Source organism: Desulfovibrio inopinatus DSM 10711 (assembly GCF_000429305.1).
Lineage (GTDB): Bacteria > Desulfobacterota > Desulfovibrionia > Desulfovibrionales > Desulfovibrionaceae > Alteridesulfovibrio > Alteridesulfovibrio inopinatus.
On sequence record NZ_AUBP01000005.1, the window covers coordinates 122,279 to 146,127 of the forward strand.

General features: G+C 48.3%; 18 protein-coding genes. 12 read left to right on the top strand and 6 right to left on the bottom strand.

What is annotated here, in order from left to right; all coding sequences use genetic code 11:
* The first annotated feature begins 122 nt into the window (after positions 1 to 122).
* From G451_RS0105095 to G451_RS0105120, 6 genes are all read left to right on the top strand, one after another.
* Positions 123 to 3,347: a UvrD-helicase domain-containing protein gene (locus tag G451_RS0105095; protein ID WP_027183406.1), complete on the top strand. Its 3,225-nt coding sequence runs from the start codon at positions 123 to 125 to the stop codon at positions 3,345 to 3,347.
* Entirely contained in the window at positions 3,344 to 6,391 is a 3,048-nt protein-coding gene (locus G451_RS0105100) for a PD-(D/E)XK nuclease family protein (protein WP_027183407.1), read from the top strand. The genes G451_RS0105095 and G451_RS0105100 overlap by 4 nt, the downstream gene beginning before the upstream one ends.
* Before the next feature lie 126 nt (positions 6,392 to 6,517).
* Positions 6,518 to 8,689 (top strand): NHLP family bacteriocin export ABC transporter peptidase/permease/ATPase subunit, encoded by a 2,172-nt coding sequence (locus G451_RS0105105; protein WP_027183408.1) that lies wholly within the window; start codon positions 6,518 to 6,520, stop codon positions 8,687 to 8,689.
* Positions 8,690 to 8,696: 7 nt separating this feature from the next.
* Positions 8,697 to 11,633, top strand: coding sequence for an NHLP bacteriocin export ABC transporter permease/ATPase subunit (locus G451_RS0105110; RefSeq protein ID WP_027183409.1), 2,937 nt, complete (start codon positions 8,697 to 8,699; stop codon positions 11,631 to 11,633).
* A gap of 139 nt (positions 11,634 to 11,772) precedes the next feature.
* On the top strand, positions 11,773 to 13,380 hold the full coding sequence (locus tag G451_RS0105115; protein ID WP_034640851.1) for a glycosyltransferase: 1,608 nt from the start codon (positions 11,773 to 11,775) through the stop codon (positions 13,378 to 13,380).
* Positions 13,381 to 13,438: 58 nt separating this feature from the next.
* Positions 13,439 to 13,669 carry a hypothetical protein gene (locus tag G451_RS0105120; protein ID WP_027183411.1) on the top strand — a complete coding sequence of 77 codons (231 nt, stop codon included), beginning with the start codon at positions 13,439 to 13,441 and terminating at the stop codon, positions 13,667 to 13,669.
* A gap of 54 nt (positions 13,670 to 13,723) precedes the next feature.
* Here G451_RS0105120 and G451_RS27730 read toward each other — a convergent pair whose 3' ends face one another.
* Positions 13,724 to 14,002 (bottom strand): NHLP leader peptide family RiPP precursor, encoded by a 279-nt coding sequence (locus G451_RS27730; protein ID WP_051261172.1) that lies wholly within the window; start codon positions 14,000 to 14,002, stop codon positions 13,724 to 13,726.
* 619 nt (positions 14,003 to 14,621) lie between these two features.
* On the opposite strand from G451_RS27730, the gene G451_RS0105130 reads away from it, so the two are divergent.
* From G451_RS0105130 to G451_RS27745, 6 genes are all read left to right on the top strand, one after another.
* Positions 14,622 to 15,608 carry a hypothetical protein gene (locus G451_RS0105130; protein ID WP_156921519.1) on the top strand — a complete coding sequence of 329 codons (987 nt, stop codon included), beginning with the start codon at positions 14,622 to 14,624 and terminating at the stop codon, positions 15,606 to 15,608.
* Positions 15,609 to 15,658: 50 nt separating this feature from the next.
* Positions 15,659 to 17,065: a radical SAM/SPASM domain-containing protein gene (locus G451_RS0105135; RefSeq protein ID WP_027183413.1), complete on the top strand. Its 1,407-nt coding sequence runs from the start codon at positions 15,659 to 15,661 to the stop codon at positions 17,063 to 17,065.
* A 109-nt stretch (positions 17,066 to 17,174) separates the two neighbouring features.
* Positions 17,175 to 17,459, top strand: a complete 285-nt coding sequence (locus G451_RS27735; protein WP_051261173.1) for an NHLP leader peptide family RiPP precursor — start codon at positions 17,175 to 17,177, stop codon at positions 17,457 to 17,459.
* 72 nt (positions 17,460 to 17,531) lie between these two features.
* Positions 17,532 to 17,822, top strand: a complete 291-nt coding sequence (locus G451_RS32340; RefSeq protein ID WP_169727824.1) for an NHLP leader peptide family RiPP precursor — start codon at positions 17,532 to 17,534, stop codon at positions 17,820 to 17,822.
* A gap of 60 nt (positions 17,823 to 17,882) precedes the next feature.
* A complete protein-coding gene (locus G451_RS0105150; RefSeq protein ID WP_027183414.1) occupies positions 17,883 to 18,173 on the top strand; it encodes an NHLP leader peptide family RiPP precursor in 291 nt (96 codons plus the stop codon).
* A gap of 101 nt (positions 18,174 to 18,274) precedes the next feature.
* Positions 18,275 to 18,559, top strand: a complete 285-nt coding sequence (locus tag G451_RS27745) for an NHLP leader peptide family RiPP precursor (protein ID WP_034640854.1) — start codon at positions 18,275 to 18,277, stop codon at positions 18,557 to 18,559.
* Between the two features lie 39 nt (positions 18,560 to 18,598).
* Here the strand turns inward: G451_RS27745 and G451_RS0105160 are convergent, their stop codons facing one another.
* From G451_RS0105160 to ybgF, 5 genes are read right to left on the bottom strand one after another with little or no spacing between them, the layout of a single operon-like run.
* Positions 18,599 to 19,720, bottom strand: coding sequence for a hypothetical protein (locus G451_RS0105160; protein WP_027183415.1), 1,122 nt, complete (start codon positions 19,718 to 19,720; stop codon positions 18,599 to 18,601).
* Positions 19,721 to 19,729: 9 nt separating this feature from the next.
* A complete protein-coding gene (locus G451_RS0105165) occupies positions 19,730 to 20,488 on the bottom strand; it encodes an NADase-type glycan-binding domain-containing protein (RefSeq protein WP_027183416.1) in 759 nt (252 codons plus the stop codon).
* Positions 20,489 to 20,520: 32 nt separating this feature from the next.
* Positions 20,521 to 21,465 (bottom strand): tyrosine recombinase XerC, encoded by a 945-nt coding sequence (locus G451_RS0105170; RefSeq protein WP_027183417.1) that lies wholly within the window; start codon positions 21,463 to 21,465, stop codon positions 20,521 to 20,523.
* A 5-nt stretch (positions 21,466 to 21,470) separates the two neighbouring features.
* Complete coding sequence (gene dprA / locus G451_RS27750) at positions 21,471 to 22,763, bottom strand: DNA-processing protein DprA (protein WP_034640995.1); 1,293 nt, start codon at positions 22,761 to 22,763, stop codon at positions 21,471 to 21,473.
* A gap of 54 nt (positions 22,764 to 22,817) precedes the next feature.
* Complete coding sequence (gene ybgF, locus G451_RS32345; RefSeq protein ID WP_169727825.1) at positions 22,818 to 23,744, bottom strand: tol-pal system protein YbgF; 927 nt, start codon at positions 23,742 to 23,744, stop codon at positions 22,818 to 22,820.
* Positions 23,745 to 23,849 lie beyond the last annotated feature (105 nt).

Sequence of the window (23,849 nt, forward strand, 5' to 3'; positions counted from 1 at the left end):
TCGTGCTTATCAAAAAAAAACATGACAAAATTCCAATCAACAGCCAAGCTTTTGTTCGGATGTATTGTTGAGGAAAATCCATATTCACAAATTCGTTGTCACACACTCACCCATACATATTCATGATAACACAACTGAAGGCTTCGGCTGGTTCCGGCAAAACGTACCGTCTCACGCAAACCGTCCTCAAGCTGCTTTTAGCGGCAGACAAGTCCCAACCGTCGTTTCAAAAGCCCCTTCCTAAAAAGGGCTACGCTCCTTCGGAGATTCTGGCGGTAACGTTCACCAATAAAGCGGCTTCGGAAATGAAAGAGCGTATAATTTCACGACTCAAACAACGTGCGCTCGGGCTGGAACACGATCACAACGATCCAGTATTGACGAAACGGGCTGTCAAACTGTTGGATGACGTATTGCGGCAAGGTCAGCTTCTCAACATCCGTACCATAGACAGTCTGCTGCAGATGATTGTCCGGCTGTTTTCTTTGGAACTTGGGCTCTCTCCAGACTTCTCTCCGGTCTTTTCCATCGACGAAGATTTCGATGCCGCCTATGGTCGATTTCTTGGACGTATCCAGCTTGGTGATGCAACAAGTCTTGCCCTTCTTGAGGATACCATTTCTGCGCTTATCCACATCAAGGGTGCACGAGGCATGTGGATAGCCCAATCCTTGCGTGACCAGATACGCCTTGTCTTCGATACACTCCTTTCGACATCTCCTTTTCCCTTGGCGAGCCCGCAGGATATCGCCGCCCTCCGTCAGGCACACTGTGAAGTCGTAGTTCATGCAGCCGAAGATGTTCAGAAAACATTGCAGACACACAGCTTGTCTCCGGCATCGCATTTCAAAAAATTCCTGGAGTTCCTGAACCAACTGACTCCAGAGACTGCGATGAAAGACTCTGCCTATGCAAACAAACCGAGTCTAGCTGACTGTCTCCTTAAGGCGTCCAAAGAGAACGTGACACAAGAAGCTGAAAACGCCTATAAACAGCTTAAAACCACATTAGCCACCTCGGGAAATCTTTTTGCCAGTCTTTCAACTGCAAGCCTGTTGATCCCTTTTGCCCAACTTGCACAGACTCTGCTCGAAGATTTCCGACAAAGCCAGCGCGAACGGGATGTTGCCCATGTCGGAGGCTGGCCTTCCTTGGCTGCACACATGCTGCACGAGGAAGGTGCCAGCACGGCATTTGTTCGTCTTGGTGCCAGACTCATGCATCTCCTTATCGATGAATTCCAAGACACCAGTCGGGATCAATGGAGCGTTTTGGCCTTTTTAGCCCAGGAATGCCTTTCTAAAGGCGGAAGCCTCTTTTACGTCGGAGATGTAAAACAAGCGATTTACGGCTGGCGTGGCGGTGATGCTCGTCTCTTCACCGAAGTTGCCGATGCTCCGGAACTCGCCGGCCTGACTCGGGTCGAACGTGACAACTTGCCGGCCAACTGGAGAAGCCGTCCTGAAATCGTTCGTTTTAACAACATAGTATTCACCCGACTCGGCGATTCTGAAGTTGCGGCTGCCATCAGTCGAATTGGACTTGGTCACGTCAGCCAACATATTTTTGATGATACGGTAAACCGGTTTTGTGAGGCCTATGGCGATGCTGGTCAAGCTATTCCGGAATCTCGTCCACAAGACGGAGGCTACGTCCAAGCCGATCTTTTTCCAGCGATGGAGAAAACCGATCTCATTGAAACCATACACAACCGACTGATCGACCTCCTTCGCGACGAATTGCTGCCTCGTCGTCCCCTTTCCGATATTGCCATTTTAACCCGAACCAATAACGAAGCCGGACAAGTTTCATCCTGGCTGTTGGCTCACGGAATCCCTGTGGTCACGGAGAATAGTCTTCGACTGGCAGATCACCCGCTTATTCACGAACTGCTCGCCTTTTTGGCCGTGCTCGACTACCCTTTGGACAATGTTCGATTCTGGACCTTCGTGAGCGGACAAGCCCTCTTCGGGCATGCCAGCGGCCTTTCATCGCAAGAGCGGCTTGACTGGCTTATGACCAAAGACGACGGTCCACTGTTTTTCCGATTTCAAGAAGACTTTCCGGACGTCTATGCTCGTCTTATCAAGCCTTTCATCAGCTCTATCGGCTTGATGACACCGTATGACCTCATCTGCGAGATTCTGCGCGCCTACGCAACCTTCCATCACTTTCCAGAAGACGAAATTTTTCTCCGTCGGTTCATGGAAACGGCCCATCTGGCTGCAGAAAACGGTTGCACCTCATTGACCGATTTCCTTGAACTCTGGGACGGAGCAGCTGCTGATGAAAAGATTCCACAGCAACAGCACATTAATGCAGTGCGTGTGGTCACAATGCATAAAGCAAAAGGGCTTGAATTCCCTGTTGTCATCGTCCCATTTCATGCCGGACGCATCCGGCCGGACACCTCCCCGGCAGCCGTCTCGTTGAAGGATGATGGCAGTGGTCCATACATGCTCGTCACACGAAATCAGAAAACACCAGAGTTATCGGAACCTGCTCTGGCCGATACCGTGTTCGAGGAAGTCAATCTTGTCTATGTCGCCTGGACCCGCGCAGTCGAAGAGCTTTATCTCTTTATTGAATACGGTGATCCTAACAAGGCGACAACACGTATTCCTTCCATAATTCGTCATCTTTTGGGCAGCCTAGCGGAAGATAACACAACAGAGCGTATTGTCTTCGGCTCCCCGCCCGAATGTGCTTTGCCGCCAGCGACAAACGAGGAAAAACCTGTATCCCAGCCTGCAATGCCTGAAGATACACCGTTTCAACGTCCTATGAGTTGGTTACCGCGACTCAAAATCAAGCGACGCACCCACGAGGAGATGTTGGCCACGCTGTCGTTCGGAGAAAATCAACGTGGTTCTCTGGCACATAGCGCCATAGAGCAGTTGACGCTTCGCATCAAACAGCTCGAAACGCTTCCTTCAGCGCTCTCGCCACAAACACGACGTCAGCTTACGGAAGATATCACACAGTATACCTTGAAAAGAACACAAGCATTTATGGATCGCAGTCAGTTGGAACACGAAATCACGGCCATGCTTGAATGGTTTGGAGGTCACCCTCTGTTTGACGATGTCTGCCAATACGGCATGGCCGAACGAGAATTGCTGACTGACGAAGGCCGTGTCCTCCGACCGGACGTTATGGGACGCGTTGCTTCAGGTATATTTGTTCTTGACTATAAAACCGGCCGCCCTCGAAAAGAACATCGGTTCCAGGTTCAAGCCTATCTCAAAGCCGCCAGCACAGCATTTGCCGAGACATTGCACTCCGCGTCTGGCTATCTGGTTTATCTTGACGAACGACGAATTGAAAATGTGAGGATCGTATCATGACCGGTGCCTTTCGCATCGTTGCCTGGGATCGTGATTTTATTGATGGACTCACGACATTGCTTCTTGATGAAACCGGCGGAGATTTTTCAAATGTCACGCTGGTTTTTCCCCATAGGCGTCCCAAACGCTATTTGCTTCACAGCCTGACCGAAAGTAATCGGCTCAAGCGGCCCTGCATTTTGCCGCACATTGTTTCCGTTGATGACTGGTTTGCCGAACTGGGACAAACACTCGCGGCAGGTCAATTATCCCCGGTTGAAAGTCTTGACCGTATTGCCCTGCTTCATCGTTGTGTGCTCGACCTCGTCGACGCGGGACGTATTGGTGAATATCCCCGAGAGTTTCATACATTTTATCCATGGGGACGGCATCTGGATACACTTTTTGAAGAACTTTTTCGGCAATGCATCACGCCATCCAATATCGACCATGTTCGCGATCTTGTGGTGGAGGAAGCAGCCGTTCTCTTGGAAAATCTCAAAGCAATCCATGATGCCTACGTGCAAACTCTTCGTGACAACCATTTGAGTACACCGGGATTTCTTCAGGCACAAACAGCCCTGTCTGCAGAGACCATTGTATCACTCCATACACGGAGTCGCATTCATCTCTGTGGATTCTATGCATTGAGCACGGCAGAAGAAACCGTCTTCTCCGCATTATGGAAAAACGGTATCGCCAATATGATTTGTCATGCCGATCCGAACATCGTGCTTGCTCCGAAAAACGTTCACTACGCATGTACGGATATTGTTGATCTCTGTCATCGGTTCAAGGCAAAGCCTCTGCTTCATAAAGACTTCAGTGGATATGGAGGCCTGGCATTTCATCCTCATGCGAAAACCGATCAGGCCAGTCTCTTCGACGCTGCCAGTTCTAACACCGATGACCAATCTCCTCGCTCTGATGAAGAACGTCTCGTTATTTACGAAGGTTTTGACCTGCACTCACAGCTTAAGGCCCTCAGGGCCGATATGGAGCATCATCCAATAACAGGAACAACGGCCATTGTTCTTCCGGATACAGGCATGCTTATGCCCGTCCTTCATCATCTGCCACGCACTGACGTCAATATCAGTATGGGATTTCCTCTCGCGCGATCCACGCTGTACCAATTGCTTGATGCCATCATACGCCTTCAACTCTCCAAAGAGCGTGTTAAAGGATCTCGTTCCCGTTATTATTGGCGCGATGTTGTTCGCTTGCTTCGCCATCCCTATTTCAAACACGCAGTTCAGCAGACCGATCCTGAAGTAGCACAACTCCTCCATGCCATTGAGGACGGTATTCGTCATGGTGAACCCTATGTTGATATTGATAGCGCCGTCGTTCAACCGCTTTCCGAACAGGAAGAACTTGCGCTGGATCAGGAGCGTATCATCCTGTCGTGGTCACGACTTACTGATCTTTTTCTTCATCAATTTGATACATTGACACATCTTGCCGGACTGGCAGAGTCGATTTACGCCCTTGCCGGCATGTTTCTCGATACCTCATCTTCCGACGAAATTTCGCCAGACAAGGTAGCCTTAGCAATATGGGAACGCTTTCCGCTTGATGCCGAATGCCTGTTTCGCCTGCTTGATGTCATGCTTCCGCAACTCACGTACTGCAAAGCGGCTCATGAACCGTTTCCGCAACATGCGCTCTTTGCAATCTTTCGCCATATGGTAGAAAGCGAACGCGTCGCCTTTGAAGGCGATCCGCTCACCGGCATGCAGATTCTGGGCGTTTTGGAAACACGTCTGCTGTGTTTCGATACCGTCTACGTTCTCGGGGCGGTCGAAGACGTTCTCCCGCAAAGTGCCAAGCCCGACCCACTCTTGCCAGACCCTTTACGGGAAATGCTTGGACTCTCTGCCAATCGACATCGTGACCACATTGCGGCCTATAATTTTCATCGCCTCATCAACGGTGCCAGACGCGTGGTGCTTTTGTATCAGGATGGAGTAACCGGAGGACTTTTCGAGGATAAAGCCATTCGAAGTCGGTTTGTGGAGCAACTTATCTGGGAGAATGAACGCAAGCTCAAACGTCTTCTCCAGCCCGGAGAAGCGCCACTTGTGAGTATAAGTCTGCCCGTCCCTGCTATTTCACGTCAATTGGGTATCATTGAAAGCACGCCACAAACAGTCGCCGCTCTGCAACACCACTTGGGGAAATACCCATTATCGGCAACGTTTTTTGACACCTATCTCCGATGTCCGTTTCTTTTCTTTCATAACTATATCAGCAAGATCAGTCCGTTAGAAGAAATCAACGAAGACGGTGATCCGGCTCAATTCGGTAGTCTTGTTCATACGATTCTCCACGAATATTTTGCTCCATATCTCAAAAAATATATCAGCGGACAGGAACTTGATCCCGCTCCGTTGATACATACTTTTCATACAGCGCTTGAAAAAGAACCTTTCTTCGCCCGGGTTCCGGCCGACATCCGCCTGTGCCTTAGACGAACTGGAACCTTTCGGCTCCGTCAGTTCCTTGAGAACACGCCGACAACGATGCCCATTGGACTCGAGTCGACCTTGAATGGTTCTATTCATCATAATAGAAATCTCATCCGACTTCTCGGGCGGGTGGATCGCATCGATTTACGTGGAGAGGAACGCATTGTGTTGGATTACAAGACCGGAAAAGCCGCAACAATTCGTGAAGACTTCTGGGATCAAGATGCATTAAAGCTCCGCATGGAAGAATGGGAACCGGATGATACAGAACTTCTCCCTGAAGTTGCCGCATCTGTGCGAAGTGTTCAGCTCCCGTTATATTGTTTGCTCTACGAGCAAACCACAGGCATACTTCCCGACAATGCGGCCTTTGTCCTTCTTGGAGAAAATGGAACCGAAACGTCATTGTTCTCTGAAAAAATCGAAAGCCATGATCGTCAACGACATATTCTCAGTGACCTTCCTCGGCTCCTCCGCTTTCTCGTTGATCACATGCAGCGTTCACCGACGTTTCCGGCAACTCCGTCCAAAGGCTGTGCATGGTGTGCCTACAAACCATTGTGTGCCGTGAAGAAACCCGATTACGCTTGGTAAGATATACGGAGAAGTATTACGGAACTTGACATCGGATCAACTCACCTCCTATGAAAATCCAGAAAAAAGAAACAGCCTCTTCCTCACCAAGCAGCCTGAACTGGAAAGCCCCCATGTTTTCATACCATGAAGTTTCGTCGTAAAAAAACCGGTCGAATTCGTACCCCCACCTTCCTTCAAATGGAATCGACGGAGTGTGGTGCTGCAAGCCTGGGAGGCGTTCTTGGATATTTTGGGCTGTATGTTCCTTTCGAAGATCTACGCGAAGCTTGCGGGGTCTCACGAAATGGAGCCAACGCATTCAATATCCTCAAGGCGGCACGGCATTACGGTCTTGTTGCCAAAGCCTTCAAAAAAGAAGTCCATAAGCTTCAACAGGTTGTCTTTCCAGCTATCATTCTTTGGAATTTCAATCATTTTGTCGTTATTGAAGGCTTCGGGAAAAATCATGTCTTTTTGAATGATCCCGCCACTGGCCCGCGTCGAGTGACATATGAGGAATTTGACAAATCCTATTCCGGAGTTTGCCTTACTTTCGAACCTGGCCCCACGTTCACGCCTGCAGGCAGACCGGCACGTATTCTTGGACCACTCGCCACAAGACTCGCTGGCTTCAAAAAAGCCCTTATTTCCGTTCTGCTCGCTGGCTTTTTTTTAATTATTCCCGGACTGGCTGTTCCCGGACTACTCCGGATATTCATTGACGACGTCCTTGCTCAAGATGGATCTGACCTGTTCGGACCGTTGTGTCTTGGCATGTTTGTGGCCTTCGGTCTGAAAGGAACTCTGGCGTGGATGCAACAAAATGCACTCTTGCGTTTGGAAACGGAACTCTCTCTTTCCATGTCAGGGAACTTCCTCTGGCATGTCCTTCGACTTCCCATTGCTTTTTTTGAGCAACGTTATCTCGGCGACATCAGTTCACGAATATCCATCAATAACACCGTTGCCCAAGTTATCTCTCGAGAACTTGCTACCAATATTATCAACACCGCTATGGCGGTATTTTTTTTCATTGGCATGATGTTCATTGACATCCGCCTGGCGGCCATAAGCCTGGGATTTGCTATCATCAACCTGTTGGCGCTGCAATTTCTCGAACGTTCCCGAGTTGATGCCAATAGCCGGTTATTGCAAGAACGAAGTTTGCTCGTCGGTCTCACAATGTCCGGTCTGACTATGATTGAATCCTATAAAGCCAATGGGAGTGAAAACGATTTTTTTGTGCAATGGGCAGGACGCCAGGTTCGCGCACTCAATGCACAACAAGAATTAGGGCAACCCACTCTCCTTCTCACCGCACTTCCGGCCTTTCTCGCATCCTTGAATATGCTCGCTGTCTTGCTGGTCGGCGGGTTACAAGTTGCAGACCATGCGATGACACTCGGTTCACTCGTGGCGTTTCAAAGCCTGTTGCTCAGCTTTTCCGGTCCTATTGGCAGACTTGTCGCATTGGGTTCAAAACTCCATGAGGCCACGGGCGATCTCATGCGCCTGGACGACGTGCTCAAACATCCAACGATTGCAGGTGTTGCCGATCAATGGAGCGTCGATATCCCTTCCGCGAAGGATGGAGCCAAATTGACGGGCCAGGTTGAGTTCCGCAATATGACTTTCGGATACAGCCGTCTTGACCCTCCTCTTATCACCGATTTCAATCTCACCATCGAACCAGGACAACGCGTTGCCCTGGTCGGCCCAAGCGGTTGCGGAAAATCTACCATCGCCAAGCTGCTTTGCGGACTTGTGGACCCGTGGGATGGCGACATCCTGTTCGACAATATTCCCCGAAAGCATCTGCATCCTGCCAGACTCATCAACTCTTTGGCCATGGTGAACCAGGATATATTTCTCTTCGAAGGAACGATTCGTGAAAATCTCGCGCTCTGGGATACCTCTGCACCCGAATCGGCCCTTGTGCGCGCCGCAAAAGATGCATGCATCCATGGCGACATTTCAGCCAAATACCAAGGTTATAACGCGCTTGTGGAAGAAAACGGAAGAAATTTGAGTGGAGGTCAACGGCAACGTCTGGAAATCGCCAGAGCACTCGTTAATGATCCATCCATTCTTGTTCTTGATGAAGCAACCAATGCGTTGGACCCTCCAACGGAACTCGCCATTGATACCAACCTGCGACGTCGAGGGTGTACCTGCGTCCTGGTCGCCCATAGACTCAGCACAATTCGTGACTGTGATAAGATCCTTGTATTGGACAAAGGAAACGTGGTCGAACGTGGAACTCATAACGAACTGATGCGCCGCAATGGTCTTTACAGTACGCTGGTAAAAAGTTGAGGTCGTTTTGACGGATGTACACGCTTTCTTTGAACAACACGGCGTCATGGTGGAAAGCCAAGGGAATACTCCTGTCGATATTCATGATACGGACTCCGTCTGGCTCGTTGTTTCCGGTGCGGTAGAAATCTATTGCAGAAAAATCGGTCCATCACCGAGCCAACGTCATCACCTTGGATCAATCACTTCAGGGCAGCTTCTTTTTGGCATATCTCCCCAAACTGCCGGCCTTGAAATTCTTGCAATAGGTCAACAACACACAACATTGCGTCGCGTATCGTTCGCACATTTTCTTCGCACATTCTCAAACATCACATCCACGCAGCAGGTCGCCGCTCATGTGGATGACTGGGTCACGACGTTATGCAATGGCGCGGTTCGCGAAATCTTACGAACTCAAATTCCGGCCGCCGCAAGGAGTGAAGTTCTCGATCTGCTTCCAGGACAAATCGTCTGTGCCAAACGCACTGTCTTGTGGACAGACGTCGAAAAAGGATCGGCTTTGTTTTTAGGCATGGTTGATGTTGCTTCGCATTGTGAGGGAGATCCACCAATATGCAAGACTCCTTTCTTCCCCATTACCCCCAATGCCTGGCTCAATGCATCAACGGCCGTGACACTGCGTTTTCACAAGACCGAAGAACTCATTCACCATCCGGATTTTCTCAAGATATTGCAGAATTTTCATTCGCTATTTCTTCAAGCGCACGAGTTGAACCACCAGCTCATCCGCGTCGATGAATTCAATCGCATTCGCGAACGTGCAGCATCGGCAAAACGCTCCCGTGAGTCTGCACAGGAGAAACTTTCCACTGTTCTTGCTGCCGAGGAAGAAGCAATTTTACGGCAGAGTAGCCACGACCCCCTCTTTGCGGCCTGCAGACTCATCGGGCATCAGCTTGGTGTTACCGTGCACTGGCCAAACAAATCCAAATTCACAACGCGTCAGAATGCGCCCACGCTGGACGATATCCTTCACGTCTCCTGCATACGTGGACGAAAAATTCGTTTACGGGGAAAATGGTGGAAAAAGGACATTAGTCCTCTTCTTGTGTATTTCTCCGAGGATGGCAGACCCGCCGCACTCCTCCATGATACCCGAAATCAATGTGTTATTGTCGATCCCACACGAGGGGAACGGTCCACATTGAATTCGCGTGTCGCCCAATCTCTCAATACCATGGCGTGGTGTCTTTATCCGCCTCTACCTGATCGCTCAGTCGGGAGTTTGGATCTTATTCGATTCGCACTACGTGATATCCGTTCGGATTTGTATCGGTTGTTTCTTTCCGGCTTTGTTGCTTGCGCTCTTGGCGCCCTTTTTCCGTTTGGCTTTCAATATTTGGCGCAGGTGATACTTCCCCAAGGAGAATTGAACAAACTCTTTACGTTGTGCATCACCCTTTTTTTAAGCATGATTGCTGCATCCCTCTTGGAAGTAAGCAGAAATTTCGATGTATTGCGCATCGAAGCGCGCATGGACAGTTGGCTCCAATCAGCGATTGTAGATCGTGTTCTTCGGCTTCCTCCTTCATTTCACAGGCAATATGTTGCGGGCGATCTTACAAGCCGCGTTCTCAGCATCGGACACATTCGCCTCCTGCTTTCAGGCAGCACTATCGTATCGTTGCTTGGGGCAGTCTTTTCCGTGATGTACCTCGCCATTCTGTTCTTTTTCTCTCTTGAACTCGCTTCTTTTGTTCTTATCGTCGTCCTTCTTGCGGTGTGTATCAATATTGCCGGGAGTGCGTTACAAGTAAAACATCTCCGCATTGTTACGCATTTGGAAGGCTGGCTTTCCGGATTCCTGCTTCAACTTGTCACGGGCATTAGCAAACTTCGCGTGTCCGGAGCGGAGGCACATGGTTTCGCTCGGTGGGCAAAATCGTTTACTCGGCAACGCCGTGCCATGCTCGCGACACGACGCCTTGCGAATATTCTCCAAGCTTTCAATGAAGCTCTCCCAGCGCTTTTAACATTGATTCTTTTTCTTGCATTGTGGGGAACAACTGTACAAGAATCTGTTTTTACGGGCAGAATAGAAATGTCTTCAGCCGAGTTTATCGGCTTTAATATGGCAATGCTCGCTTTTACGGTGGCTTTTCTCACTACCGCGACATCCGTTACATCTATTTTACAAATTATCCCGCTCTATGAACGTATGCGCCCACTGCTGGAAACCGAACCGGAAAGCTGCGAAGAGCAACTTGATCCGGGACAACTTTCCGGCGCTCTTGAAGTTTCGAATGTCTCCTATAGCTATGCTCCGCATGATCCACCCGCGTTGCAATCGATCTCGTTTGCAGTTCAACCAGGTGAATTCGTAGCGTTTGTCGGCCCTTCAGGTTCCGGCAAGTCAACCCTGTTGCGCATTCTTCTCGGATTTTGCAAGCCCGACTCCGGCATGGTGCTCTATGACGGTAAAGATCTCGCCGTTATAGAAAATAATGCTGTACGTAGCCAATTCGGTGTCGTCTTACAAAATGCGCAAGTCATTCCCGGGGACATTTTTATGAACATTGTCGGTTCGCGAGACTTGACATTGGATGACGCCTGGGAAGCAGCTCGCATGGCTGGAATGGATGAAACGATACGCAACTTGCCGATGGGGATGAATACCATTCTGGGAAATGGACTCTCCACATTTTCAGGAGGAGAGCGCCAGCGCTTGCTTCTTGCGCGTGCTCTCGTAGGAAAACCAACGTTTATCATGCTCGATGAAGCCACAAGTGCTCTGGATAACCAGACGCAAAGCCAAGTCACACAAAGCCTGGAACAACGCAGTGCTACACGAATCGTCATTGCGCATCGACTCAGCACCATTCGAAATGCGGACCGTATATATGTCATGAACAAGGGAGAGATTGTAGAATACGGATCATTCGATGAACTGGTGCAGAAAAAAGGACTTTTTCTTGATCTTATAAAACGCCAGGTGATTTAGTGCCTCTTGCCATTTGAACTTTTAGATAAGATCTCGCCAACTGTGCTCATGTATGAGATGTTGGAATGACCATGTAGTCGTCGAAAGTTTTTTCTCGTCCTTAGTGGAAAATGCGACAATGAGATATATGGAGTACACCATGTCACGCTACGCTAACATATCGAATGCCCAGATAATACAAGAGGAGCTCAACGCCCTCTCTCTCGACGACGCCTGCAACTATTTCAAAGATTATCTCCATGTATTTCAGATCGACTTGCCTTTGGCGGTATCGTGTATCAATCGTTTGCTTGAAAAAAATAGTCATGCTTTGCCAACAGATGCTCGTGTATTATTGGAAGAAATGATTAAGAGCGCGGCACAGCTTGCCAATTTTGACCCGGATATTCTTCAATTGGCTGACAAGTTCGGTTTGCTTCCCGGTGCTGACATTGTCACCAAAGTATTGGAGGCGACGCATGTCGAACCAGAACTGTTCGGCCAATTACGTCAAACATCTATGAAATATCAGGGAGAAACAATTCGTTCTGCGTGTCGCTCCGTCCTGTGCCAACATCCTATGGCGATTCGGTATGCCGACCTTCTTCTCGGACTGGATCTCTTGGAAGGACGCTCCCCAGACGAGTCGTTGCAAACCTTGAATTGCCCTAAAGTTCTGCGCCCTTTATGGACCAAACGGCTTTTCGACCATTTCAGTACAATGGGAAACGATGATGCAGCGTGGCCGTTATGGAAAGACATCGAAGCGCATGTATCTGATCCCTTTTCTTTTAGTCGCATTGCGGAAATGTACCGCCGTGCAGGACAATGGGATGAGGCCATCTCATATTATGAGAAGGCATTGGCGTTAGCTCCGTTGCAATATCCTTATAAACTTCGCCTGGAGTCTCTCCAATCTCCCTTCACTCCAGACCCAAGCTTGCTGGAACGTCTCAAGGTTTGTATCTACTTGTACAGCTGGAATAAAGCCGACGTTCTTGGGGAAACGCTGGAAAGTCTGGCAGCCTGTCAAATCGGCTCTGCACGTATCTCAGTATTGCTGAATGGATGTACAGACCATAGTCGCCAAGTCGTGGAACAGGCCCGGAACCAATTTCCTCATAATACATTTGAAATTATTGAGTTACCGGTCAATATAGGCGCGCCCGCTGCCCGCAATTGGCTTCTCAGCCAACCATCTACTCACGAAAGTGATTACGTCGCCTTTTTGGATGACGATATATATCTACAGCCAGACTGGTTAGCTCACATGCTCACGGTTGCCGAATCTGATCCGACAATTGGTAACGTGGGTTGCAAAGTCGTTTTTCCAGGCAAGTACAAATTGTTGCAATACCTCTATCGCCATGTAGCGATAGCAAACGAAGAAACCATTCGCATCAGCAAACCCATACCAGCCATGCAATACGATATCGGCCTCTACGATGTCATTCGAGAAACGCGGGCTGTCATGGGCTGTCAACATCTCTTACGTGTTGCTTCGTTGAAGGATGCACCGTGGTACGATATTCGATACTCTCCAACACAAATTGATGATACAGACCATGATTTACAGCTGTGTCTGGCAGGATGGAAGGTCATGTATTGCGGAACTGTAACGTGCGAGCATCGTCAAAATTCTGGAACATCGATGCGTCGCCAAATTGGATTGGCATCTCAAGGTAATATCGTTGGAAACGACACAAAATTTACATTTAAGTGGTTGGAGCACTATGAGAGCCTTCGCAATTTGGGGGCACAAAGCTGAGGAACATTTCGTAGCGAATGCAACACACTGAATATGACATAGGCCATGAGGAGATTCTATGGGAAGTCCCTCCGATGAACGACCCAACCAACATCAAGAAGCATCGATGTTTGGAGTCAGTCACCAAGAGCTCATCTTTCGGAAAGCCGCACTGGATCAACTTGCTGAGCGAGAAGAATTGGATCAATACCTGAACCCTGTTCCACGACGACGTTGGCTCATCATCATGGCGGGCGTGTCTCTCCTCATCGCAGAACTCGTGTGGCTGATTTGGGGTGAAAGGATCTGACAACAGGTCGCTCCCGACATTACGAAAGCGACCTGTGCGTTTATTCCTTCAACACTACACGCAGTCCCATCCCCCCCAATCACCACCAGCCATCTTTTGCAAGACGTCTTCAGGCAGTTCGACATCGCTTGGGTCGATAGGCAAAACGAGAAAGAGTTGGTTAGGAGTTTCTTCTTTGATTTCAAGAGTAACGGCTTCAGGCAACACGAGCCCGAAATGTTTTTCCAAAGCCGACTTAGGGTCAGCCAAAAGTTCCTGCTTGAAAGCAGCGTCATCCTTGGCTTTGGTGACAACTTTTTCAGTGACGGCTTCTCGCAATGTTTTTTCCGGCATGAACTTCTCCTCCATAGATGGACACGTAAAGAACTCAGACGCGCCCGAGTCCTACTCCTCGGCTTTTCTGGCATATAATGAAATGACAACAAAAGGCAAAGCCTTTTCACAAAACGTCGTTACCTGTGCTATGAGGTTACATGATTCTCATATATAGTGAGCAATAAAAAGAGAATTCGAATACTCTCTCAAATTTTTTAAAATTCACTTCACCTTTTTATCTCAACACGTTATATCTTTCCTTATCATCTTCTTATAAGAACTATCTCTTGCTATTTTCCACTCTCAATATACGTGCAATCCCCAATCAACGAATATTTCAATGAAAAAAACACGATCAACTGTCAACCTTTTCACATGTCATGCGTTCTGGAGAAAGAAAGGGCGTAATGGACACGCAAAAAAGTTCTCGTTGTCAACGGAATTTGAATTTATTGATTTCACGAGATGCATTCTCTCATGATACAAAGCCCTCTTCTCTTCACATATAACTGACTGCTACCAAAGAAAATATATGTTGCATTTATCATTGAGCAATCTTCTGGATCCTGTGATTGGACGGACATATCCTGCGTTGTTCCCTCCCAATGCATTGCCACCAATCCAGCGGATAACAGACATGTTCCCCCCCACATACGCTGTTCTTGAAAACCGTCTTGGGAACACTCCCGGCCCTCTGGATCTTTCTATTTTATTTCGGCCGAAAACTCTTCAGGTGCAACACATAAGAACATTACAACAAGCCACCCAGTGTCCTCCTCATTCGTCCGAATGTGACGCCTGGAACAGGTTGCAATCATTCGTTGAAATATGGAAAAGCTCCTCATCGGCATTGCAGAAAGACTTATCTGCATGTTGGCTTGAGTTTGATGTCCAACCGAACCGTCCTGTTCCACTTCCCCGTATTTTTGCTCCATTACACCACGGAGTACTTCTCAGCGCCCCCCCTAAACATGGGAATACACAACGACGTATCGAACGCCTTTTGGAAATATTCTTTACGGACCCAATACAGCCACAACTTTTAGAGACCATTAAAACGTTTCTTCAAGCTCTTCCTTCTTCGGCTTCAATCGTGAGTCTTGGAATCACACTCACCCCGAAGCCCGAAGCAGTACGACTCAGTGTGCACGGCATACCGTATGTTGAAATGCCCCAATGGCTGACCGCACATGTCCCCTGGCAACAAACGCCCGATTATTGGGAGAAAATCGTCAGAGATTTGATACCATTGCAACAACACACCATTATACCGGTCGACATCGGCCCTGGTGTTGTTACGCCCAAAGTCGGGTTTGTCCAAAAATTGAACTCTGCCAAGGGCTCCTCAGAACAGCAATGGAATAATCTCTTTTCGTATTTACGAGAACAAAATCTTCTTACCAGAGATCAATCGCAACAAATGACGGAATTCCCTGGGACAACGCATCTCAACGTATCTGGCGATGAAGCGCAGACACCTGAAAATCGAGGACGTTCATTTATGGGTTTTCGACCTGTCATGCACGCAGTGAGAAAAATTCATCATATTAAGATGGAAGTGCATGCAGATGGCCGAAAACTCGCAAAAGGCTATTTTGCGTTTTTTCCAACCTCGAAGCCATAGTCATTGCCATGCAAAGGATGCCTTCTCAACGTGACAGAAAGGATTTTGCTGTGCAAAAGCGCATAACCAATCTCACCATTCAATGGCATATCACCTCGGCATGCGGGAATCGGTGCCGACATTGCTACATGTACGACCCCAAAACGTACCAGAAAGAACGAGAGAATGAACTTGGCGGGAAAGAACTCTTCGATATTTTAAATCGCATTGAAGATTTTGAACACCAGTGGAATGCCTCCATCAAAGGATTCGCACTGACAGGGGGAGACCCACTTCTCAAGCCGGAATGGCCGGAGCTTGTCGCCGAATTGAAGCGCCGTGGCAAAACCGTCGTTATGATGGGGACACCGGAAACTTTAACGCACGACAACGTACGCCGTTTAGCAGACCTTGGGGTCTCACGATACCAGCTCAGTTTGGATGGATTGGAAACAACACACGACGCCATTCGCGGACGTGGAAGTTTTGCACGCACAGTCTCTGCGCTCCGCGTGTTGCGAGAGCATGACCTTGACCCACAAGTTATGTTCACACTCCACAATGAAAACCGCGATGAATTAATTCCCCTCGTAGACTTCGTTGCGCATCATACCGACGCAACGCGATTTTCTTTCGATCTTGCTTCATGCGTTGGGAATGCAACGGGACTGTCCACCACATTATCGGCGGACCAACTCCATACGCTTTTGACCGCCTATCTTGAGAAAAAAGAATCGTTTCGTGCGTCGGGAAATCCCCTTCTCCTCAATGAAAAGCCACATTTATTTTACGCTCTGCGTGCTATGCGAGGTGAAATTAGCCCTATCGCTCCTGAGGACATGCCAGATGTGAGTGGCTGCCTTGCTGGGTGGGGGTGTGTTTGCATTTTGGCTGACGGAACGGTTCCCGCCTGCCGTCGGTTCCCGCTTGTTGTCGGCGATTTGAAAACACAACGGTTTGAAGAAATTTTTTTAGGATCAACGGAATTGAAAAAATTTCGACGTCCTCAGTTCTTCCATGAATGTGGTGCGTGTGAATATTACACGTTATGCCGTGGATGCCCTGCCGTTGTTTTTGGAGAAACCGGCGATCCTTTTGCCCCCCCATCCTTCTGTTTCAAAAAATCGCCCCAGAAATCAAATACAGCTCACGAGTTTCATATATCCTCCTTTGCCCCCATTCCTTTGGATACAAATTTCCAAGAGGAACACGACCTCATTGCCAACAGTTTTCGTCATACCATTGGATTGCACGGAGACATGATAGACAAGCACCACGTATTACAAGCACTGCTCCTCCTCAAATCCAAAGATATGCAAGAAAAACATAATCAAAACCCTGAAGTATTTTTCCAAGAATTTCACATTGAACTCAATCCGAAAGAACAATTTTTTGTTCAGACATTTTGGCATACGACAGACAAGAAAAAACACGAACGCATTGAAAACGCACTTTTTTGGAAAATGTTCACGCAATAACACGTCGCGGCAAACAGCAAAAATGGAATATCACCTATGCATGAATTTGCATTGAGACAATGTAAGGTACGGTAAAGACTCAATAAAACTACTACTGAAGGAGAAGACGATGAGCAACGATGCACGATCAGAAGTTACAAAAATTATTGTCGAAAAGGCAAAATCCGATGCAACGTTTAAAGCAAATCTTCTCACTGATGCAAAATCTACTCTGAAAGACTCACTTAATATTGTCATTCCAAGCAATGCCGACATCACTGTCCTCGAAGAAACTCCCACACATCTTTACCTTGTTTTGCCCATCGATTTTGACGATGTTGAACTCTCCGAGCAAGACGAGAAGCAAATTTCCGCTGGAGCCATTGCGCTTGGGTCAGCAAGCAACACATTTTAAGGTTTGTTCGTAGAGGATTTGAGGATCTACAGTACGATCAATCTTCAAGAAATATCTATGGAAGAGGATGCTATGAGCAACGATGTACGATCGAAACGCATACAAATTATTGTTGAGAAGGCAAAATCCGATGCAACGTTTAAAGCAAAACTTCTCGCCGATGCAAAATCAGCACTGAAAGACTCGCTTCACATTGCTATTCCAAACAATGCCGACATCACTGTCCTCGAAGAAACTCCCACACATCTTTACCTTGTTTTGCCCATCGATCTTGATGATATCGAACTCTCCGAGCAGGACGAGAAACACGTTACCGCAGGGGTAAACCCCATACAGATTGGATCAGCTGACAATGCATTTTAATGTGTATTTGCATAAGAACATAAGGTTCTGCTTCATCAACCATATATAAAAGTGAATACTATGAGCAACGATATACGATCACAAGTCACGAATATTATTGTTGAAAAGGCAAAAAACGATGCCACATTCAAAGCAAATCTTCTTGTCGATGCAACATCGACGCTGAAAAATTCACTCAACATTGTCATCCCAAGCAATGTCGACATCACCGTTCTCGAAGAAACACCCACAAATCTCTATCTTGTTTTGCCCATCGATTTTGATGATGTCGAACTCTCCGAGCAAGACGAAAAAAACATTGCCGCGGGAGACTCCCCCACACAGCTTGGGGCAGCTGACGACGCATTTTAATACATAATCGGAAAAATATTATTTTTATTTTTCGCTCATACAAGATAGTATAGATCGTATTTGCCGTAAACTCACCTTAAACAATCGAGAGGAGAAACAACATGTCTCAGGAAGGAAGAAACCAAATCACGCAACAAATTATTGCCAAAGTACAGGAAGATGCTTCCTTTAAAAAAGCTCTCTTGAGCAATCCCCAAACCGCACTCCAAGAAACCTTCGGAATCGCCGTCCCAGAGAAGATTTCTATTACGGTCCTTGAGGAAACGCCGGAACAGCTCTACCTTGTGTTGCCTGTGGACCCGAGTGATCTTGAACTTTCGGATGAAGCACTGAAAAATCTCGCGGCCGCCAGTAGTTCCAGCAATGTCTGGCAGTGTGGAAATTAACACACACCGAGAGAATACATCACGATCCGGTCGAGTCCTTTACAGGCCGGATCGTGATATGGCATTCCAAAATGCGAGATATCCTTTCGCGTGACGTACACCATTTGGATAATAATCAACTTTGATATGACTGATGTCACGCACCAACCTCCATTGAGGCGTATGTCCTAAAAAAATAAGCGTCTCCCCCAAAGGTTCATGGAGACCATGTGTGTTTTCCGTAGTGGTCTCTCCACTCCAGCCCATCATGCCATTGGCCTTGGCGGGGCTACACAACGCTTCCCGTTGGAGTATATCAAACATCGGTTGCCAGTCCTCAGCATTCCGGCGATCTCCCTGTCCCATCGGTTTATATTCAATCCCGATTTTAGGAGTATGGTCTCCCAGGCCTACATCCATGGCTACAGAAAAAATACCTTTAACTCTCAGCAAGTTGGCAATGAAAGGCTCTTGCGTCTGCCAATGCCCGCCCCAGCCCGCATGTTGTGCGCATATCTTTAAAATATCGTCCGTCTCTTGTGTACGAACGACAATCCGAACAGCCGGAGTCTCTCCAGACAGGACCGTACCACAAAATCGAATGACACTTCCCGGCGGCAAGGCTCCCGCAAATTCATGAAGACGCCGTGACAACATGGGATTCAAAGCATGTCCATAAAGCTTCGATAACGCGCGTTCAACGTGTACGATGATTTCTTCGGAAGATGGAACCTTGCCGTTCTGCTTGAGGATGAACGAAATAAACGCTCGTGGAATGGGAAGATAAACGGCGTCTGGATCAAGATCGAATTCCAGCCAAAGCTGTTCTTGAATGTCTTGACCTGATACAGAACGAGGAGCGTCTTCTTCGGTTTGTGAGAGAAATGCAGCCAATCGTTCCCACACGGCCCTGGTCTTGAAATCACGTTGATTTCGGGCCACGTTTTTCAAACAGGTTTGCAATTGGATTGCTTGAGGCCACGTGGCAGGCAGTACGGGGAGTAGCGCCGAAAAATCAACGCGCTCGGTCGAATCGCCAAGAGAAAATTCAAAGCCTGACAATACGCGTGGAAAAAGACGTGCGGCTCGGTAAATCGGTGGCCACGCTTTGTCCGGAACAAATCCAGACGGAAGAAAGGGGCGTACCGCATCCAAATCGTATGTCAGTGAGATTTCTCCCATAAAGAAACCCTATTGAGCCGGATTTACCTGTAAAATCTCCAATGTATTATCGGGATTCACAATGCCGACAATCGAAAGATTTTTCCCGATAAGTTGTTCCGGATGAAAACACAAATCATCACGACATCCAAAGACACGCCCATCATCAGCTTTAAATTCCTTACAATAATATAAGGGAGTGGAAACACTCCCATAATCGGCAGAACTTCTGCTTTTCACACATTTTGCCAGCCGACCGGTCAAGCGCGTTTGCGGATGATGAGGGTCATATCCGAAAATCGAGACTTCACTCACCATGACATCATCGTCCATCTCTCCCGGATAGATCGATGTGACTACGAGGCGTAAAGAAGATGTCACTATGGACGGCAGATTGACGTACTGCATATGAGGCGTATCAAGAAACTCGGCCGGCATGACGCCTCCATCGGAAAAATGGATTTCAGCCGTTTTGATACGAGCATGCTGCCGAAAAGAAACCGGATCAATATCCCCGTTTTTTAATCCGAAGCGTGTGGCAACTGCTGGCTGAAAGAAAGAAAATTCAATCCAATTTCCTACACGAACAGCAGTATCGACACGCTTGTCCACAGCGCGCATCAGGGTCGACGCGTCAGCAACATTCGTTTCTTTGTATGAGGCATTGACATTGACCGGCAAAGCGATCGAAATCGGATCGGCGTTTGACGTCTTCGCCATACCCGCCAACGCAAACGAGAAAACAAAAATCATAGCCAGCACGTTCTCTTTTCCGAAAAAACGTCGCATGAAAACCGACCTCTCCATTATGATGTCCCTTGTTATTTCTTTTTACCGGATGCAGCCTTGGGGTGTGCATTGTCATAGACTTGCATCAATCGCATAAGGTCCAGATGAGTATACCGCTGGGTTGTGGTGAGATGGGCATGTCCAAGCAATTCCTGAACGCCGCGCAAATCAGCACCAGCCTGCAATAAATGGGTCGCAAAGCTGTGTCGTAGCATATGCGGGCTAACGCTTTCCGGGAGTGCTGCCGTATGAGACCGCTCTTCCAAAATTCGATTAGCTTGACGTCGCTGCAACCGCTTCCCTCTCACACCAAGAAAGAGTGCATCTTCAGCCGGTTGGGCATGGAAAGCATGACGCAGTGCAATATACTCGGTCAAGCGTTCTTTAGCGACATCGCTCAGTGGTGCCAAACGTTCTTTCGATCCCTTCCCCATGACTCTGACCACACCCGATGAGGGATCGATATCCTCGACATCAAGTGACAAGGCTTCACTGATACGCAATCCCGAACCATAAAGGAGTTCCACTAATGCTGTATCGCGCGCCATTATCGGATCTCTACCAACACCGGCATCCATGAGCGAAACCGCTTGGTCAACATTAAGCGCTTTGGGATGGCGTTTTTCCGGTTTGGGATTCTTGATTGACGCCATGGGACTTGTAGAAATACGCTTTTTCGTTTGTAAAAACTTAAAGAAGCCTCGCAAACTGGACAATTTCCTGCCCATTGATGTTTTGCGCATGCCCTGTCGATGGAGTTCAGCCAAGAACCCCCTCACGTGAATTTTAGTCAAGTGTTCAGGAGCGCTTGCTGTCGCACCACGTGAAACGAGATAGTGCTCAAAGGAAAACAAATCATCACGGTAAGCGCGCAATGTCGCGGGGCTGTAGCCTTTCTGGACATCAAGATGTGCCAAATATGCTTCCATCAAATCCGGTAGGACGGGAGGATCTCCCGACGCATCAGAACGGTTCATGATTCTCACTCCACAATCCTGCTATAAAACATTCCTGGCCATTTCTGTACAATTCCACGAACTTCCAAGACAAGGAGTATACTTGAGACCTGGCTTGAATCCCAGGCGAGCGACCGGCCAAGCGTATCAATATGCACTTTGTCATCATCAACAAGCAGCTCCATGAGCTGACTTTCCTGTTCCGATAACTCTACAGTCTTGGACACTTCAGGGGCTATGTTCTGTTTGGAAATATCCAGAGATTGCAAATCTGCACGAGAATCTTTCGAGGCAGTCGGTCGTATATCACGCCGCGATTGCTCAATACCTGGCTTCTGTTTCTTCGAGGGAGCTCTTCGCACCGTTTGTAATTCTCGCGAAGGTCTTGACGCAATTAAAGCGGCTCGGCGCTGTGGATAATCCAGATAGGCCTCCAACAAGGGGGCAAGCTCAAGTAGCATGGCATCAACGGATTCAAACAACCTTGCACCACTATTAATGATAGCATGGCACCCGCCGTATGTTTCAAGTCCATACGGTCCTGGCAATGCATAGACTTCACGTCCCTGCTCCATGGCTAATCGTGCAGTGATGAGACTGCCGCTTTTCTTCGCCGCTTCTACGACAAGCACCGCTAACGACAACCCACTTATAATACGATTTCGAATAGGAAAATTGGCTGCAGTCGGTTTTGTGCCTGGCGCAAACTCGGAAATCACAAGACCCGCGGCAGAAAGATCCTTCCAGACGTCCATGTTTTGAGCTGGATAGACGAGATCGAGACCAGTCGCCACGACAGCAATGGACGAACCGATCCCTTGTAAACCGGCAATATGGGCTTGCCTATCGATACCAAATGCCAAGCCTGAAACAACCGTGACCCCGGCATCGCTCAACATGCGCCCGATACGTGCCGTTGCATCGAGACCATATTCCGTGCAATCCCGGGCGCCGACAACAGCAACTCCAGGATTATTGAGCAAGGAAACATCACCAACATAATATAACAGGGCCGGAGGGTCCGGGATCTGCTTGAGATGATCGGGATACTTGGAATGTCCCCACGTCATCACGGGTAAACGGCTCCTCTTGGCTGCCTCAAATTCCTTTTCTGCACCATGGCGCCAACTTTCCGCCAAATAGGCCTGAAGCTGGCGATCACTGACGACTGCATCCTTGGACCATGAACGGACATGGGCGGTCGCGTTCCGTGCCGTCTCGTAGAAGGTCAGGATTTTTCTCCAAGTCCGTGGTCCCATGCCCTGCGTGTGCTTCAGGGTCAGGCATGCCCAAAATTCATGAACATCATCGTCGGTCATGGCAGAACGCCAAGGGTGTAACTGCGGCGAAAATGAAACGGCCATGCCTAAGAATCAACTGCCTGACAATGCGGTTACTTTGCCTTTGGCGGCTTCCCGAAGATTGGATTCGGGGTGATTATCAATCAGCATACGGTAATAAAAAAGAGCATTTTGTTTATCCCCCATCTTTTCATAGGCCAATCCCATTTTATAGAGGGCGTCTGCCGATTTATGGTGTTGGGGATATTTATTGCTCACTTCTTTGAAACTCAAAATAGACTGCGCAAGATTATTATCGTGATAATAGCTTTCGCCTATCCAGTAATAGGCGTTCGGCGCAAGAGTGCTTTGGGGATAGGTGGCAAGGAAGGCATTAAACTCTTTTCTGGCCTTGTCGGTTTTTCCGTTCATAACGGATTTCAATGCTTGATTATACATTTCGTCTTCACTGGCTCCCCCTTTACTCCGCGGTGTTGCAAAGACGGCGTTGGTTGCTTGTGTTACCGGTGTGGCAGAAGTGACGTCAGCCGGCGTTGGTGTTGGTGTTGGTACGGTCTGTGAAGCAGAAGTCGAGCGGGCAAACGGGGTAGGTGTTCTTTCATTGGTTGCAGACGATGAAGCGATACGTGAAGAGGGTGGCGGAACACGTCCCACTCCAGTATCCAAAACATCATTCCCATTATTCCCCGTCATGGACTTTGTCGATTGCGCATACGGCGTTGGTGTTTTTATTGGGACACGATCCGAAGCTTGATTCGCCGCTTGAGCCGGTGCTGCAGAGGGACGCACGCTGGAAGTACCTCCTCTGTTAGCCAGCGCAGCTTCAGCTTTGGCCAGCTCACTCCGTTGACGATCCAACTCTTGTCGCAAACTCTGCACTTCACTTTCCAGACTTTGTAAACGAAATTGTGTACTATCTTGGGATACATTCGGCTTCGATCCCAAGCACCCACTGAGAAAAAGCAGTGCGAAAAATGATAACACCAGCCTTGTATTCACCGCTGACCTCCCCATATCCTGTCCGTGCCTGAAAAAACCTCCCAATGGATATGCAACATAGCGGCATTTATCAAGGTCTGCTTGAAATAAAGACGAATCGACATA